15 protein-coding genes are annotated in these 15,002 nt (G+C 64.8%); all 15 read left to right on the top strand.

Going from position 1 to position 15,002, the window contains the following annotated elements; translation table 11 throughout:
• Nucleotides 1–18: 18 nt before the first annotated feature.
• The 15 genes from flgA to QCM77_RS28815 all read left to right on the top strand — a co-directional run bounded on the left by flgA (nt 19) and on the right by QCM77_RS28815 (nt 14,917).
• On the top strand, nt 19–474 hold the full coding sequence (gene flgA, locus QCM77_RS28885; protein ID WP_279659398.1) for a flagellar basal body P-ring formation chaperone FlgA: 456 nt from the start codon (nt 19–21) through the stop codon (nt 472–474).
• Nucleotides 471–1,601 (top strand): flagellar basal body P-ring protein FlgI, encoded by a 1,131-nt coding sequence (flgI, locus tag QCM77_RS28880; protein ID WP_279659399.1) that lies wholly within the window; start codon nt 471–473, stop codon nt 1,599–1,601. Before flgA ends, flgI begins: the two co-directional genes overlap by 4 nt.
• A gap of 67 nt (nt 1,602–1,668) precedes the next feature.
• Nucleotides 1,669–2,430, top strand: a complete 762-nt coding sequence (locus QCM77_RS28875) for a MotE family protein (RefSeq protein ID WP_279685875.1) — start codon at nt 1,669–1,671, stop codon at nt 2,428–2,430.
• Nucleotides 2,431–3,126, top strand: a complete 696-nt coding sequence (gene flgH, locus QCM77_RS28870; protein ID WP_279659401.1) for a flagellar basal body L-ring protein FlgH — start codon at nt 2,431–2,433, stop codon at nt 3,124–3,126.
• A gap of 42 nt (nt 3,127–3,168) precedes the next feature.
• Nucleotides 3,169–3,612: a flagellar basal body-associated FliL family protein gene (locus QCM77_RS28865; protein WP_279659402.1), complete on the top strand. Its 444-nt coding sequence runs from the start codon at nt 3,169–3,171 to the stop codon at nt 3,610–3,612.
• Nucleotides 3,609–4,349 carry a flagellar type III secretion system pore protein FliP gene (gene fliP / locus QCM77_RS28860; RefSeq protein ID WP_279685873.1) on the top strand — a complete coding sequence of 247 codons (741 nt, stop codon included), beginning with the start codon at nt 3,609–3,611 and terminating at the stop codon, nt 4,347–4,349. Before QCM77_RS28865 ends, fliP begins: the two co-directional genes overlap by 4 nt.
• Before the next feature lie 243 nt (nt 4,350–4,592).
• Nucleotides 4,593–5,501 (top strand): flagellin N-terminal helical domain-containing protein, encoded by a 909-nt coding sequence (locus QCM77_RS28855; RefSeq protein WP_279659404.1) that lies wholly within the window; start codon nt 4,593–4,595, stop codon nt 5,499–5,501.
• A 267-nt stretch (nt 5,502–5,768) separates the two neighbouring features.
• Entirely contained in the window at nt 5,769–6,680 is a 912-nt protein-coding gene (locus QCM77_RS28850) for a flagellin N-terminal helical domain-containing protein (protein ID WP_279659405.1), read from the top strand.
• Nucleotides 6,681–6,977: 297 nt separating this feature from the next.
• Complete coding sequence (locus QCM77_RS28845; RefSeq protein WP_279685871.1) at nt 6,978–7,892, top strand: flagellin N-terminal helical domain-containing protein; 915 nt, start codon at nt 6,978–6,980, stop codon at nt 7,890–7,892.
• Nucleotides 7,893–8,199: 307 nt separating this feature from the next.
• On the top strand, nt 8,200–9,834 hold the full coding sequence (fliF, locus tag QCM77_RS28840; protein ID WP_279685869.1) for a flagellar basal-body MS-ring/collar protein FliF: 1,635 nt from the start codon (nt 8,200–8,202) through the stop codon (nt 9,832–9,834).
• Complete coding sequence (locus QCM77_RS28835; protein ID WP_279659408.1) at nt 9,831–10,526, top strand: hypothetical protein; 696 nt, start codon at nt 9,831–9,833, stop codon at nt 10,524–10,526. Before fliF ends, QCM77_RS28835 begins: the two co-directional genes overlap by 4 nt.
• 6 nt (nt 10,527–10,532) lie before the next feature.
• On the top strand, nt 10,533–11,831 hold the full coding sequence (locus QCM77_RS28830) for a MotB family protein (protein ID WP_279685867.1): 1,299 nt from the start codon (nt 10,533–10,535) through the stop codon (nt 11,829–11,831).
• Nucleotides 11,828–13,027, top strand: a complete 1,200-nt coding sequence (locus QCM77_RS28825; RefSeq protein ID WP_279685866.1) for a chemotaxis protein — start codon at nt 11,828–11,830, stop codon at nt 13,025–13,027. Before QCM77_RS28830 ends, QCM77_RS28825 begins: the two co-directional genes overlap by 4 nt.
• On the top strand, nt 13,024–14,385 hold the full coding sequence (gene fliK / locus QCM77_RS28820; protein WP_279685864.1) for a flagellar hook-length control protein FliK: 1,362 nt from the start codon (nt 13,024–13,026) through the stop codon (nt 14,383–14,385). The genes QCM77_RS28825 and fliK overlap by 4 nt, the downstream gene beginning before the upstream one ends.
• Nucleotides 14,336–14,917 (top strand): transglycosylase SLT domain-containing protein, encoded by a 582-nt coding sequence (locus QCM77_RS28815; RefSeq protein WP_279685862.1) that lies wholly within the window; start codon nt 14,336–14,338, stop codon nt 14,915–14,917. Before fliK ends, QCM77_RS28815 begins: the two co-directional genes overlap by 50 nt.
• Nucleotides 14,918–15,002 lie beyond the last annotated feature (85 nt).

Below are 15,002 nucleotides of genomic sequence, written 5' to 3'. Positions count from 1 at the left end.
TTGAACAGGGTAGGCTTGATGGCGCGCGGGTTGGCCGCTGTGCTGCTGGTTCTCGTCTCGGCGCAGGTCGCCGCGGCCGAAGAGAAGCGGCTTCCCGTGCCGGCTGTCTCGATCCGCGCCGGGGATCTGATCCGGGACGACATGATCACCGAGCGCGCCTTCGCGCCGAACGTGCTCGGCGTCGCCATGTTCATCGAAGGACGCCAGGTCCTCGTCGGGCGAATGGCACGGCGCACGTTGCTGCCCGGTCAGCCGATCCCGACCAATTCGGTGGAGGATCCCTGGACCGTCGCCCGCGGCGCGATGGTCAAGGTCGTGGTCGAAGACAGCGGCCTGTCGATCGTGACCTACGGCGCAGCGATGCAGTCGGGCGCGCCCGGCGCGCTCATCCCGATCCGAAACACCGATACCGGTGTGATCATCAGGGGCATCGTCCAGCCCGACGGCACCGTCAAGGTCGTGGACGGGTCATGACCAGAGTCCTGCTTGCGCTCGTCCTGCTCGTTTCCGCCGTCAGCGCCCAGGCCGCCGTCCGCATCAAGGACATCGCGGACATCAAGGGATTGCGCGAAAACCAGATCGTGGGCTATGGCCTCGTCATCGGCCTGAACGGCACCGGCGACACGCTCCGCAATGCGCCGTTCACGGAGCAGTCCTTGCAATCGATGCTCGAGAACATGGGCATCAATGTCAGGAACGAGACCACGAGCACGACCAATCCGCCGCGTCCGACGACGCTGCGCACGCGCAACGTCGCGGCCGTGATGGTGACCGCGGACCTGCAGCCTTCGATCGGTGCGGGCGAGCGCATGGACGTGACCGTGTCGTCGCTCGGCGATGCGACCTCGCTGCTCGGCGGCACCCTGGTGATGACGTCGCTGCGCGCGGCGGACGGCGCAGTCTACGCGGTGGCGCAAGGCGCGGTCACGGTCGCCGGCTACAGTGTCGGAGGCCAGGCCCAGAACGTCAGCCAGGGCACGCCGACTGCAGGCCGCATTCCGAACGGCGCGCTGGTCGAGCGCGAGGTGCAGGGTAGTCTCCATGAAATGGAATACCTGGTGCTGGAGCTGAAGAACCCCGACTTCGTCACCGCAACGCGAATCCTCGACGCCATCAACCGCTACGCGGGCGGACGCTACCGCGCGCAGATCGCCTTCGAACGCGACTACCGGACCATCGTGCTTTCGAAGCCGCGCCACATCGGCCCGGTGCGCTTTCTGGCCGAAATCGGCGAGCTGACCGTCGAGCCGGACACGCCGGCGCGGGTGGTGATCAACGAGCGCACCGGCACGGTGGTGATCGGACGCGACGTACGGATTTCGACCGTTGCCGTCACGCACGGCAATCTGACGGTCCGCGTCACCGAGCTTCCCGTGGTGTCGCAGCCGGCGCCGTTCTCGCAAGGGAAGACGGTGGTCGTGCCCCAGACCGTGGTCGAGGCCAACGAGGCCGGATCGCAGGTGGCGATCCTGAGCGGCGTCGATCTCCAGCGCCTGGTGCGCGGGCTGAACCAGATCGGCCTGAAGCCATCAGGCATCATCGCGATCCTCCAGGCGATCAAGACGGCCGGCGCCCTCCAGGCCGATGTCATCGTCCAATGATGCGTAAGCGTCGTGCAAGCTTGGTCGCTCAATGCTCAGGTCTCGACCGAGAATCGCACGCGGCCCGATGTTGAAGCTGGATCACAAAGCTATACTCCTCCTCCTGATCGCGGCCTCCGCCCTCGCGAGCGCTTCGCCCGTGCTGGCGCTGGATGAGGCCAAGCCGTCGAAGCCGCTCAACCTGCTGTCCTTCGCGCGCGCCCGCGCCCCGGGACCGCAGAAGCCGATCTCGTCGATCCCAAGCGACAATGCGGCGATCCGGGCGACGGCATGGACGGCCGAAGATTCGGGGCCCGCGACCACAGGTGCCGTGCCAGCTTCCGAGAAGCCGGCGCCGGCGCCGGCAGTCGCGCCGGTGCGCCCCGCCAAGCCCGGCAGCGTCACGGCGCCGCCGAAGCCTGCGCCGCCCCAGGCGGCTGCAACGGCCGACAACGAAGTCGCTCTGTTCTGCAGCAATGTCGCCGACCCCGCCGTCGATGCCAGGCTGGCCTGGCAGCTCAAGGAGCTGGAGAAGGCCGAGAACCAGCTCCGCGAGCGGATCGCCGAGGTCGAGGCCAAGCGCGCCGAATACGAGAAGTGGATGGCTTTGCGCGACGACTTCCTGAAGAAGGCCGAAGCGAGCGTCGTCGAGATCTACTCGCGCATGAAGCCGGACGCTGCCGCGACGCAGATCGCCGGCATGGCGGACGAGACGGCCGCGGCCGTGCTCGCAAAGCTGAGCCCGAGGAGCTCGAGCGCAATCTTCAACGAGATGGAGACGGGGCGCGCAGCGCACCTTGCCGATCTGCTCGGCGGAATGCGTCGCGTGGATGACGGAAAGACCAAATAAATGAAGCTGCCAATCCTCATCCTGTCGCTGTTGTTGCTTGCCGGCTGTTCCCATGACTCGGCCGAAATCCTGACCGGCCCGAAACTGTCGCCCGTGGGCAGCGGCCTGAGGACGCAGGCTGACCCGATCCCGGTGACGCCCCGCATGCGCACGCCCGTCAGCTACCGCTCGACCTGGGACGACGGCACCGATCTCTACCGCGATCCGCGCGCCCGGCGTACCGGCGATGTGGTCACGATCATCATCTCGATGCAGGACAAGGCCAAGCTCGACAACAAGACCGACCGTTCACGCGATTCGCAGATCAAGTTCGGCCTCGACTGGCTGATGGATGTCGCCGGATGGCAGGACAAGGGCCAGACCACCGCCAACCTCAGCACCAACACCCAGATCAAGGGCAACGGCCAGATCGATCGCACAGAGGACATCAAGCTGTCTATCGCAGCTATCGTCACCGACGTGTTGCCGAACGGCAATATGATGATCAGCGGCTCGCAGGAATTCAAGGTCAATACGGAGATGCGCGTGCTCAACGTCGGCGGCATCGTGCGTCCACGCGATATCTCGCGAACCAACACGATCTCATACGAGAAGATCGCCGAGGCGCGCGTCGCCTATGGCGGTCGCGGAAATCTGTCTGACGTGCAGCAGCCTGGATGGGGACATCGGATCTATGACGCCGTGGCACCATTCTGAGATTGGCGACCCTCGGGCCGCGTCGCGAGGGCAGAGGACGTCATGCGCCTGATTGCGGCCATCGTGGTGCTGACCCTGATCGCGATCGGCGCGGGCGCGCTTGCCGGCCTGCATCTGTTTGCGGCCGCCGAGCGCGTCGCCGACGCGAAGAAAACCGCCACGCCACCGCCGATGGCGTCGAGCTACGCCGGCAGCGCGCGGCTCAGGAAACTGTCCCCGATCGTGACCAATCTCGCCGCGCCGGCCAACAACTGGGCTCGTATCGAAGCCTCCATGGTGACCGAGAGCATGAGCGACGAGGATGCCGGCATCCTGGCCGCCCACATCAGCGAGGACATCGTCACCTATCTGCGGTCGGCGACGGTTGCGCAGTTCGAGGGATCGCGCGGGCTTCAACATCTGCGCGACGACCTGACCGAGCGCGCCAATATCCGCTCCTCGGGCAAGATCCGCGAATTGATCATTGAGACGTTGGTGATCCAGTGAAACTGAGAGTCCTGCTGCTTGCGTTGCTCCTGGTCGTGCTGCCCGAGGTGGCACTGGCCCAGATTCCGGACCTCAATTCGCTGCTGCCGCCAGGCAACGGCTCGACCAGCGGCCGGATCATCCAGCTGATGGCGGTGATCACGGTGCTGTCGGTGGCGCCGGGACTGCTCATCATGGTGACGAGCTTCACGCGATTTGCGGTGGCGCTGTCGTTCCTGCGCTCCGGTCTCGGTCTCCAGACCACGCCCGCCAATCTGGTGCTGATCAGCCTCGCGCTGTTCATGACCTTCTACGTGATGGCGCCGACCTTCGACCGCGCCTGGGAGACCGGCGTCCAGCCGCTGATGAAAAACGAGATCTCGGAGGAAGAGGCCTATTTGAAGATCACCGATCCGTTCCGCGAATTCATGCTGGCCCATGTTCGCGACAAGGATCTGCAGACCTTCGAATCGCTCGCCGCGGAGAGCTTCCGCAGGAAGTTCGATGACAAGCGCGTCGACATGCGCGTCATCATTCCGGCCTTCATGATTTCCGAGCTCAGGCGTTCGTTCGAGATCGGATTCCTCATCATCCTGCCGTTCCTCGTCATCGACATGATCGTGGCGACGCTGACCATGTCGATGGGCATGATGATGATGCCGCCGACGATCCTCGCGCTGCCGTTCAAGATGCTGTTCTTCGTGCTGATCGACGGCTGGAATCTGCTCGCCTCCGGACTGGTGCGGTCGTTCTCGTAAGAGCCGCGATCGTTGGCCGAACGGCTGGTTATGGTTAGCGAGAAGTAATATTAACCATATGATATTGCTGCGAAATTCAAGGCCATCTTAATCTGCGTGCAAGATTCAGCGTGCTAGCAATGCGGCACGGCGGGTTGGACCCCACCCACATTGGTCCAAAGGCATGATGCCGCCCCTCCGTACCGGTGAAAGCCCGGTATGTCCCCAGTGAAAATGTAACGCGTACATAAAGGGACATTCGCAATGTCAAGCCTTCTCACGAACTCGACCGCCATGACCGCACTCCAGACCTTGCGGTCTGTGAGCTCGCAACTCTCCACCACCCAGACCCGCATCTCCACCGGCCAGCGCGTCGCGACCGCCTCGGACAACGCTGCCTACTGGTCGATCGCGACGTCGATGCGCGCCGACAACGCCGCACTCTCGGCAGTCTCCGACTCGCTCGGCCTGTCGGCCGCGACCGTCGACACCGAGTATACCGCTCTGACCACGGTCATCGGCGACAAGGACTCCGGCCTGACCAAGCTCCAGTCCCTGCTGGTCGAAGCCAAGACCGCCGGTATCGACCGCAGCAAGATCCAGGCCGACGTCACCCAGATCCAGCAGCAGATGAAGGCGACAGCCAACGCGGCGACCTTCAACGGCATCAACTGGCTGAGCACGACCGCAACGACGCCGACGACCTTCAGCCTGGTGTCGTCGTACTCGCGTGTCGGCAGCACGCCCACCACCGGCTCCATCACCGTGACGACCGCGAACTACTCGCTCTACACCTCGGCGCAGGCCGGTATTCTGGACACGGCCGGTTCGACCGCTCCGTCGATCGACACGATGAGCATCTCCGCGCTGACCGACTCGGCAGCTGACCAGACCACGCTCGATGGCTACATCGCGCAGGTCACTGCCGGGATCAACTCGGTGGCCTCGGCCGCCGCCAATCTCGGTGCCGTCAAGAACCGACTCTCCACCAACACGGACTTCGTGAAGTCGCTGATGGACTCCGTGGACCGCGGTATCGGCCAGCTCGTCGACGCCGACATGAACCAGGAGTCCACCCGCCTGTCGGCCCTCCAGGTCCAGCAGCAGCTCGGTGTGCAGGCGCTCTCGATCGCCAACAACAGCAGCCAGAGCATCCTGTCGCTGTTCCGCTAAGCCTCGAACCATCCTGGGAGGGCCGCGCTTCTCGCGAAGCGCGGCCCTTTCGTTTTGGCGTGACGTCCCGTGCACGCCGTAATTTCGGCTGTCCTGTTGCGGCCGGGACACAGAGCCACAAGCCTCGCACAAGCTTCGCGGGCTATCGTCACCGTTACGACAGGTTGGGCCCGCTTTTCGCCGCCCAAAGGCATGATGCCGCCCTGCCGTACCGGTGCAAGTCCGGTATGTCCCCAAACTCAATTCAATCTTCAAAGGGACATCAAAATGGGTTCTAGCCTCCTCACCAACTCCTCCGCAATGACCGCGCTGCAGACGCTTCGGAACGTCAGCGCGCAACTTGCTACCACGCAGAACCGGATCTCGACCGGCCAGCGCGTGTCGACCGCCTCGGACAACGCCGCCTACTGGTCGATCGCGACGTCGATGCGCTCCGACAATGCGGCGCTTTCCGCCGTGTCCGACTCGCTCGGTCTGTCGGCCGCGACCGTCGACACCGAATATACCGCTCTGACCTCGGTCATCGGCGACAAGGACTCCGGCCTGACCAAGCTGCAGGCGCTGCTGGTCGAAGCCAAGACTGCCGGTATTGACCGCACCAAGATCCAGGCGGACGTCACCCAGATCCAGCAGGATATGAAGCTCAAGGCCAACTCGGCGACCTTCAACGGCATCAACTGGCTGAGCACGACCGCCACCACACCGACCAGCTTCAACCTGGTGTCGTCGTACTCGCGCGTCGGCGGTACGCCCACCATCGGTTCCATCACCGTGACGACCGCCAACTACTCGCTCTACACCTCGACGCAGACCGGCATTCTGGACACGGCCGGTTCGACCGCTCCGTCGATCGACACGATGAGCATCTCCGCGCTGACCGACTCGGCGGTTGACCAGACCACGCTCGATGGCTACATCGCGCAGGTCACCGCTGGGATCAACTCGGTGGCCTCGGCCGCCGCCAATCTCGGTGCCGTCAAGAACCGCATCGCGACCAACACAGAGTTCGTCAAGACGCTGATGGACTCCGTGGACCGCGGTATCGGCCAGCTCGTCGACGCCGACATGAATGCGGAATCGACCCGCCTTCAGGCGCTGCAGACCCAGCAGCAGCTCGGTGTTCAGGCGCTCTCGATCGCCAACCAGAACAGCCAGAGCATCCTGTCGCTGTTCCGCTAAGCCTCAGAACCAGCTGGGAAGGGCCGCGCTTCTCGCGAAGCGCGGCCCTTTTCATTTTGGCGTGCGTTGGTCGCGCGCCATGACCTTGGCACATCGACTTTGCACGTCAATTTGGCTCACCCTGTCGCGGTCCGGTCACGGAGCCACAAGCCTCGCACAAACTTCGCGTGCTATCGCCGCTGTCACGTCAGGTTGAGCGCGCTTTTCCGCAGCTCAAAGGCATGATGCCGCCCTGTCGTACCGGTGCAAGCCCGGTATGTCCCCAAAAATTCAATCCGTTTCAAGGGACGTCAAAAAATGAGCTCTAGTCTTCTTACCAACTCTTCTGCAATGACTGCGCTGCAGACCCTCCGGAACGTCAGCTCGCAACTCGCCACCACACAGAACCGGATCTCGACCGGCCAGCGCGTGTCGACTGCTTCGGACAACGCCGCCTACTGGTCGATCGCAACGTCGATGCGCTCCGACAACGCGGCGCTCTCCGCCGTGTCCGACTCGCTCGGTCTGTCGGCCGCGACCGTCGACACCGAATATACCGCTCTGGGCTCGGTCATCGGCGACAAGGACTCCGGCCTGACCAAGCTGCAGGCGCTGCTGGTCGAAGCCAAGACTGCCGGTATTGACCGCACCAAGATCCAGGCGGATATCACCCAGATCCAGCAGGATATGAAGCTCAAGGCCAACTCGGCGACCTTCAACGGTATCAACTGGCTGAGCACGACGACCGGCACCACACCGACCAGCTTCAACCTGGTGTCGTCGTACTCGCGCGTCGGCGGTACGCCCACCATCGGTTCCATCACCGTGACGACCGCCAATTATTCGCTCTACACCTCGACGCAGACCGGCATTCTGGACACGGCCGGTTCAACCGCTCCGTCGATCAACACGATGAGCATCTCGGCGCTGACCGACTCGGCGGTTGACCAGACCACGCTCGATGGCTACATCGCGCAGGTTACCGCTGGGATCAACTCGGTGGCCTCGGCCGCCGCCAATCTCGGTGCCATCAAGAACCGCATCGCGACCAACACAGAGTTCGTCAAGACGCTGATGGACTCCGTGGACCGCGGTATCGGCCAGCTCGTCGACGCCGACATGAACGCGGAATCGACCCGCCTTCAGGCGCTGCAGACCCAGCAGCAGCTCGGCGTTCAGGCGCTCTCGATCGCCAACCAGAACAGCCAGAGCATCCTGTCGCTGTTCAAGTAAGCTTCAGTTTTTGAAAACGACCGTGCTCCCTCGGGAGCACGGTCTCCGCTATGAACGGCGGACGTGACGGCACATGACGTGCCCGCAATCGACCTTTCGACGCCAGATTTCAAGCAATACGCCGTAGCCGATCGCGCCGCGATGCGCCCGGCTGTCCGCCTGTTGCCGATGCGCGCGATTGCGTCACCCGAGACTCTTGTAAAATTGCAACGCCTCGCCTGCGAACTGACACATTCGTGTTCCCGCGCAACCTTCAGGCAAGGTTGGCAGCGGAGTGTCCTCTACGTTCGCATTGGTACGAGGTCATATGCTGTTCAGTCGTGCGCAATTACAGCAACTGCTCAACAATCTGCTGGAGCTTGGGCCGCGACGCCTGATGGCCTTGGGATTGATCGGCTTTGCCGTTCTCGTCACCGTCGTCGGCGGCGCCTATTATCTGAGCCGGCCTGAATTCGAAACGCTCTATACGGGTCTTAGCCGCGAAGACGTGACACGCATGGGCTCCGCGCTGCGCGAGCAAAACATCGCCTTCGACGTCAATACAGCCGGTGACGCAGTTTCGGTGCGCCCGAGCCAGACCATGCAGGCGCGGATGCTGCTCGCCGAGAAGGGGCTGCCGACCAGCGCCAATTCCGGCTACGAGCTGTTCGACAAGATCGGCTCGCTCGGCCTGACCTCGTTCATGCAGGAGGTGACCAAGCTCAGAGCGCTTGAAGGCGAGATCGCGCGCACGGTTCAGTTGATGAAGGGCGTGAAGGCGGCGCGGGTGCATATCGTGCTGCCGGTGCGCGGCTCGTTCCGCGCGACGCAGCAGCCGCCTTCGGCATCGGTCGTGCTGCGCACCGACGGCGCGCTCGAGGCGCGCACGGCGCAGTCGATCCGCCATCTCGTCGCCGCCGCCATTCCAGGCATGAGCCGCGACAAGGTGACGGTGCTGGATGCCGATGGTTCGATGCTGCTGGCCGAAGAGGACGAGGGCACTGCGGCGCCGACCAAGATGGCAAGCCTGCAGAAGACCGTCGGCGGGATGGTGCAGGAGAACATCCGCAAGGCGCTGACGCCGTATCTCGGGATCGATAATTTCGAGGTGAGCGTATCCCCGCAACTCTCCACCGACAAGCGGCAGATCAACGAAACCGTCTACGATCCTGAGAACCGCGCCGAGCGCTCCGTCCGAAACGTGCGTGAGAAGGAGGCGTCGCAGAACGCGGACCGATCGACGCCGACCACGGTGCAGCAAAATCTTCCCGACCAGCAGGTGAACGCCGGCGGCACCAAGAATTCCAGCGAGGACAAGACGCGCCGCGAGGACGTCACCAATTTCGAGGTCTCGTCCAAGACCACGACGACGGTGAGCGACGGCTATTCGGTGAAGAAGCTGTTCATTGCCGTGCTGGTCAACCGCGGGCGGCTCGTCGCCGACCTCGGCGACAAGACCAACCAGGCCATCGTCGACAGCAAGCTCGCCGAGATCAGCCAGCTCGCGGCCACGGCCGGTGGGCTGGACAAGGCGCGCGGCGACCAGATCCAGGTGACGGCCGTCGATTTCATCGAAGGCTCGCGCGAACTGGCGCCGGTGCCGCCGATCAGCTTCGTCGAGATGATCAACAAGCAGCTCGGCACCGTCATCAACGCGGTCACGATCCTGGCCGTAGCTTCGATGCTGGTGTGGTTCGGACTTCGGCCCGCGGTCAACGGCATCCTGACCCATCGCGCGGCGCAGGAGCAGACCGAGGCGGCGGAAGCTGCCCAGCTCGAGGCGGCCGCCGCCGGAAACCTTGCATTGGCCGATAACGAGGAGGCCGAGCTCAATCTGGTCGAAGACCTCGAAGGCAAGATGCAGCGAACGCCGCAGAAGCGGCTGGAGCAGATCGTCCGTCTCGATCAGATGCAGGCGGCTGCGATCCTTAAAGACTGGATGCGACGCGAGGAGGCGGCATGAACGCGGCAATCGGAAAGCTCCTGACGCAGTTCGACGCGAACGGGCGGGTCAAATCGCCTCCGCCTCCGCCGCCGCCCAAGATCCAGGACGTGCTGACAAGGCCGAAGGAGGCCCGGCGCGAGCCGCAGCCCCAGACTCATTCGCAGGCGCAGTCGCAGCTTCAGTCGCCGCTTCCGGCGCCGAAGGCGGAAGCGCCGCCGGCCAATGTTCTGGACGATGCCTATCGGCGCGGGCACGCGGCCGGCGTAGCAGAGGGCGACGCCAGGATCGCCGAGGAGCGGGTGCGCAGCGCGATCCGGCTCGGTGAGGAGCGGGCCAAGTGGTCCGACCAGCAGGCGGTCGCGGTTGTCAGCGGCTTCGAGACGGCTTGCCGCGAGATCGAGACCAACATCGCGAGCTCTGTTGCGCGGATATTGCTGCCGTTTCTCGCCGATGCGGTCCGCGACAAGGCGATCGGGTCGCTGGTCGAGCAGATTGCGGCGCTGACCGGCAATTCGCCGGTGCCGGTGTTCAAGGTCACCGGCCCGAGCGAACTGCTTGACCTCGTGAAGACGCAGCTCGAGACGGCCCGGCGAACGGGCATCGAGTACGAGGCCGCCGATACTTTCGAGGTCCGCGTCGTGGCCGACCAGACCGTGATCGAGACGCAGATCACGGCCTGGAGCGAACGCCTGAAAGAGGCACGCCGGTAGTCCGTCATGAATGAGGTCAAGTCAGAGCTCGTCATCATCCGTCGGCGGAGCGCCTTCGACGACGAGAAGCCGCACGGCGGCGTCTGGAAGATCGCCTATGCGGACTTCATGACCGCGATGATGGCATTCTTCCTGGTCATGTGGCTGATCAATGCGCTCAACCAGGATCAGAAGCAGGTGGTCGCGAGCTATTTCAATCCGATCAAGCTCGCGGAGAACGCACCTGCCCCGAAGGGGCTGAAGGATCTCTCGAAGAAGGAGCCGTCGTCGTTCGAAGGCCAGGATGGCAGGCGTCAGCCGGCAGGACCGAGCGAGGAACGTCGCGGTGACTCTCCGACGGCCGAGAAGCCGCCCTTCTACGAGGAGAAGGTCCTGTTCCGCGATCCCTATACGACGCTCGCCGAGATCGCCAGCAACGCGAACCAGGCCTCGGGCCAGCGGCGCGCCGGCGCTCTGACGTCCGCCGAAGAGGAGGGCCTCAAGGGAGGCGACGCCTACCGCGATCCCTTCGATCCCGGCTATTGGAAGCTTGCGCCGCAGGCATCCAAGGATGCCGATCGCATCATGGAGAGCGAGCCCAAGCCGAATGCGTCCGCGCGCGACGCCGCGTCCGGCACAGCTCAGGGCGAGCCGCAGGCGCGCCGTGCCAAGCTGGACGACGCCGGCGGAAGCGTGGCTCCGAACACCGATGCGTCGTCCGCAAGCCTGTCGCCCCTGCTGCCGCCGGGGCCCGCGCCGTCGCAGTCTTCTCGCGAAGGGAGCGCGCAGCCGGGCGCCCAGGCTGGCGTTCAAGCCAATACGACGAAGGAATCCGAGCCGCGCGATGCGGCCCAGGCCCAGCAACCGACGGTCAAGCAGCTTCAGTCGGCGATCGCGGAGGCGCTGTCGGACATCAAGCCCGGCGCGAGACCGGTGGCTGAGGTGCGTCAGGTCGAGGAAGGCCTGCTGATCAGCCTGACCGACGACGCGAACTTCGGCATGTTCGCGGTCGGCTCGGCTGAGCCTCGGCCCGAGCTCATCCGCGTGATCGACAAGATCGGCCCGCTGCTGACGAAGCGCCCCGGCATGATCATCGTCCGCGGCCACACCGACAATCGGCCGTACCGATCGGAGACCTATGACAATTGGCGGCTGTCGACGGCCCGTGCGCAGATGGCCTATTACATGCTGGTCCGCTCCGGCGTCGATGCGCAGCGCATCGAGCATGTCGAGGGGTACGCCGATCGGCGGCCAAAGCTTCAAAACGATCCGGCGGCGGCGCAGAATCGCCGGATCGAGATCATGGTCCGGGAGAAGCGTCCTTGATCAGGCCTCTTCTCCGCGCCGCGCTGCTGATGCTGCCGTTCGCGGCGGCAGGCGCATTTGCCGAGCCGGCACCTGCACCGGCCCCGGCGGCATCGGCATCGAGCGAGCCATATGAGCTCGTTCGCGCATTGCAGGCCGTGCAGGACGGCATCGCCAACGGCGATAACGCGGCGCATGGCAACCACATCGCATTGCTCCGGCAAATCGGCCAAAAATTTCTCGCCGCCGATCCAGGCGTGTGGAGCAATCCTCAGAACGGCCAGGCCGTCGTCATCTACCTGCTCAGCGGCGGCGCGCCGCAACTCGTCCGCAAGCTGCCGCGCGACAAGCTGAACGTCGACGGACGGCTGTTCGATGGCGCGCTCGCCTATGTCGAGGGCCGTCAGGACGAAGCGCGCGAGCTGCTCAAGGACGTCAAGCCGCGGACGATTCCGTCGGGCCTCGGCGGACAGGTCGCGCTGGTCCAGGGCGCACTGTTCGCGCGCGTCGAAGCATCGCTCGCGATCGAGCGGCTGGATGACGCGCGCCTGCTCTTGCCGGGCACATTGGTGGAGGAGGCGGCGCTGCGGCGCGAGATCCTGCTGGTCGGGCAGGCCGAGGATTTCGACAAGTTCGAGTTCCTGACGCTGGCCTATATCCGCCACTACCGCAACTCGGTCTATGCCGGCGACTTCTGGCAGCGCTTTTCCACGGGCCTGACGCAATCGAGCCTCGCGCTCGACGAGCGCCGGTTTGCGCGGATCACCACTTTGCTGGAGCAGATCGACCGCGCGAGCCGCCTCAAGCTCTATCTCGTGATCGCGCGCACCGCGATGGTGCGCGGAGGGCTGGCCGTGACCCGGCTTGCCGGCGAGCGCGCGCTCACGCTCAGCGCCGATGCCTCGGCGGATCGCGAACGGGCGCACTTGTTCCGCGGCGTGTCGCGGGCGCTCACCGACGAATATGACGGCGGTCTCGCCGAGTTGAAGGCGCTCGACCGCTCGAAGCTGCCCGAGCGCGATATTCCGCTTCTGAATGCAACGGTGCAGCTCGCACTCGACGTCCGCAAGCCGTTCGCGGGCGGATCCGCCGCCACAGCCGACAAGCCTCCGGTCACGCCGGCGCGTCTCGATCTCGCGTCGTCGACCGCGACGCTTGCGCGCGCGCAGAAGCAGCTAGGCGAACTCGAACTCCTCACCAGGGATCGCCGTCCATGACGAAGCTCAGTGGAACCTCCGGACAGGTCTTTTCGGGTCTCGCCGAAAGCCTCAACATGCGGGGCACAACGCGCGCCGGCAAGAGCGCCGGGGCGAAAGCGCAGGCGGACTCGTCGTTCAACGATCTGCTCCACACCGTCTCGAACCTCGCGAAGCGGGCGCTCAACGACGAGGGCAGCGATACGGCCGTAAAGGCCGGAACGCTGCGGACGCGCCTGGCGCACCAGAGCGAGAAGGACAACGCGAAGGACGAGACGGTGCGCGAAGGCACCGCGGCGGTCGAGGAGCCCGGATCCAGCGAGAAGTTCACCGAGAAATCTTCCGACAAAAAAACCGACAAATCGTCGGGGAAACATGGTCCGGTCGACCATGCCGAGAAGGCCGACGTCCAGAACCGATCCAGCATTGCCGTGATCGTCGGACAGCAGATCGCCGCCGGGCCGGTCGTGCAGCCGCAGATGCAAGCACCGGCCAGCGACAAGAAGGATGCGTCCGGGCGCGACGAGCGGTCTTCCACGACCAAGCGCGAAGTTCAGGCCATGGGCATGGCGAAGGCGGCGACAGCCGACTCCCCATCTCCTGTGGCTCCGACCGCCGCGCACGCGTCGGCCGCGGCTTCGCAGGCGACGGCCACCGCCCAGGCGGCATCGACGCAAGGCAGCGAGCCATCGCCGAAGCCAACGGCGCCCGGCTTCGAGGCCGTCGCGGCCAATGTCGAACGCGCTGCCAAGGCTTCGGCGCGGGACACGCTGCCCGAGGTCACCAAGGTCACCGTGGTCCAGCAGGAGACCCATCTGCCCCCGGCGCAGTTCAACGCTTCCCAACAGGTCGCCAATGCCGTCGTCGCCGAGCTGAAGGAATCTCCGGCACCGGCGGCGTCCGCGGCTCCCGATCTTGCGGCGTCCCAGACCAACGCACCGGATCAGCCGCTCAAGATTCTGACCATCAATCTCGAACCGCCTGCGCTCGGCAACGTCACCGTGCGTCTTCGTCTCGTCGGCACCGAGGTGTCCGTCCACCTTGCCGCCGAGCGCAAGGACACGAGCCAGATGCTGGACCAGCAGCGCGACTCGATCCGCGAGCTCATGCAGTCGGCGGGCTACGTCGCCGACGTTGCGCCGGTCCAGCACGGCTCGCTCGACGGATTCCAGAGCGGCTCCGGCCAGTCGCAGCCGCAGCTCTCGGGCCAGCAACAGCCATCGTCGCAGCCGCAAGGCCCGTTCGACGGCACGAGCAATTCGTCGGGGCAATCGGACGGCGGCGCGAAGCAGGCCCGACAGGAGCGCCAGTCCAACCAGGAGACGCGTCATGACCAGGACGTGGCGCCGCAGATTCGTCGCGGCCCTGTTTATCTGTAACGCCGGCGCCGCGGCAGCGGCGACCGACAACGCGCGCCCCTGCGAGCGCGAGATGGCGCGTGCGTCCCGGCAGCACGGAATTCCGCTCGGCATTCTCTACGCGGTCGGCCTGACCGAGACCGGGCGGCGCGGCGCGCTTTATCCTTACGCGCTCGGCGCCGAAGGACAGACCGTGTTCGCCAAGGACATGAACGACGCGATCGCGAGCTTCGAAGCGATGCGAGCTAAGGGGATCAAGCTGATCGACCTCGGCTGCATGCAGATCAACCACTACTACCATGGCGACAAGTTCGCTTCGGTGCGGGCGATGTTCGATCCTGCCAGAAATGTCGATTACGCGGCGCGCTTCCTCAAGGAACTGAAGCAGCGCGAGGGCAGCTGGACCATGGCGGTCGCCCGCTACAATGCAGGCCCCAACAACCAGCCGGCGCAGAAGCGTTACGTCTGCCACATCGTCGCGCATCTCGTCTCCAGCGGCTTCGGCGCGTGGACCGACAAGGCGCGCACGTTCTGTCAGCCCAAGACGACCTGAAGGGACGACATCAAGTTGTGCATCGTTCCCCATCATCAGCCCCGCGCAAGCAACAACCCCCATTGTAACTGCAACCTACCAAAGG

This window comes from Bradyrhizobium nivariense (assembly GCF_029846695.2).
Classification (GTDB): Bacteria; Pseudomonadota; Alphaproteobacteria; order Rhizobiales; family Xanthobacteraceae; genus Bradyrhizobium.
Note: the sequence above shows the minus strand (reverse complement) of the source record. Positions and strands in the feature narration are given on the sequence as shown.

Excerpts from the sequence above, each read along its gene's own strand:
- flgI (WP_279659399.1), top strand. The coding sequence starts at position 471 with ATGACCAGAGTCCTGCTTGCGCTCGTCCTGCTCGTTTCCGCCGTCAGC.
- fliK (WP_279685864.1), top strand. The coding sequence starts at position 13,024 with ATGACGAAGCTCAGTGGAACCTCCGGACAGGTCTTTTCGGGTCTCGCC.
- flgA (WP_279659398.1), top strand. The coding sequence starts at position 19 with ATGGCGCGCGGGTTGGCCGCTGTGCTGCTGGTTCTCGTCTCGGCGCAG.
- QCM77_RS28875 (WP_279685875.1), top strand. The coding sequence starts at position 1,669 with ATGTTGAAGCTGGATCACAAAGCTATACTCCTCCTCCTGATCGCGGCC.
- QCM77_RS28865 (WP_279659402.1), top strand. The coding sequence starts at position 3,169 with ATGCGCCTGATTGCGGCCATCGTGGTGCTGACCCTGATCGCGATCGGC.
- fliF (WP_279685869.1), top strand. The coding sequence starts at position 8,200 with ATGCTGTTCAGTCGTGCGCAATTACAGCAACTGCTCAACAATCTGCTG.
- QCM77_RS28830 (WP_279685867.1), top strand. The coding sequence starts at position 10,533 with ATGAATGAGGTCAAGTCAGAGCTCGTCATCATCCGTCGGCGGAGCGCC.
- QCM77_RS28850 (WP_279659405.1), top strand. The coding sequence starts at position 5,769 with ATGGGTTCTAGCCTCCTCACCAACTCCTCCGCAATGACCGCGCTGCAG.
- QCM77_RS28855 (WP_279659404.1), top strand. The coding sequence starts at position 4,593 with ATGTCAAGCCTTCTCACGAACTCGACCGCCATGACCGCACTCCAGACC.
- QCM77_RS28835 (WP_279659408.1), top strand. The coding sequence starts at position 9,831 with ATGAACGCGGCAATCGGAAAGCTCCTGACGCAGTTCGACGCGAACGGG.
- QCM77_RS28815 (WP_279685862.1), top strand. The coding sequence starts at position 14,336 with ATGACCAGGACGTGGCGCCGCAGATTCGTCGCGGCCCTGTTTATCTGT.
- flgH (WP_279659401.1), top strand. The coding sequence starts at position 2,431 with ATGAAGCTGCCAATCCTCATCCTGTCGCTGTTGTTGCTTGCCGGCTGT.
- QCM77_RS28845 (WP_279685871.1), top strand. The coding sequence starts at position 6,978 with ATGAGCTCTAGTCTTCTTACCAACTCTTCTGCAATGACTGCGCTGCAG.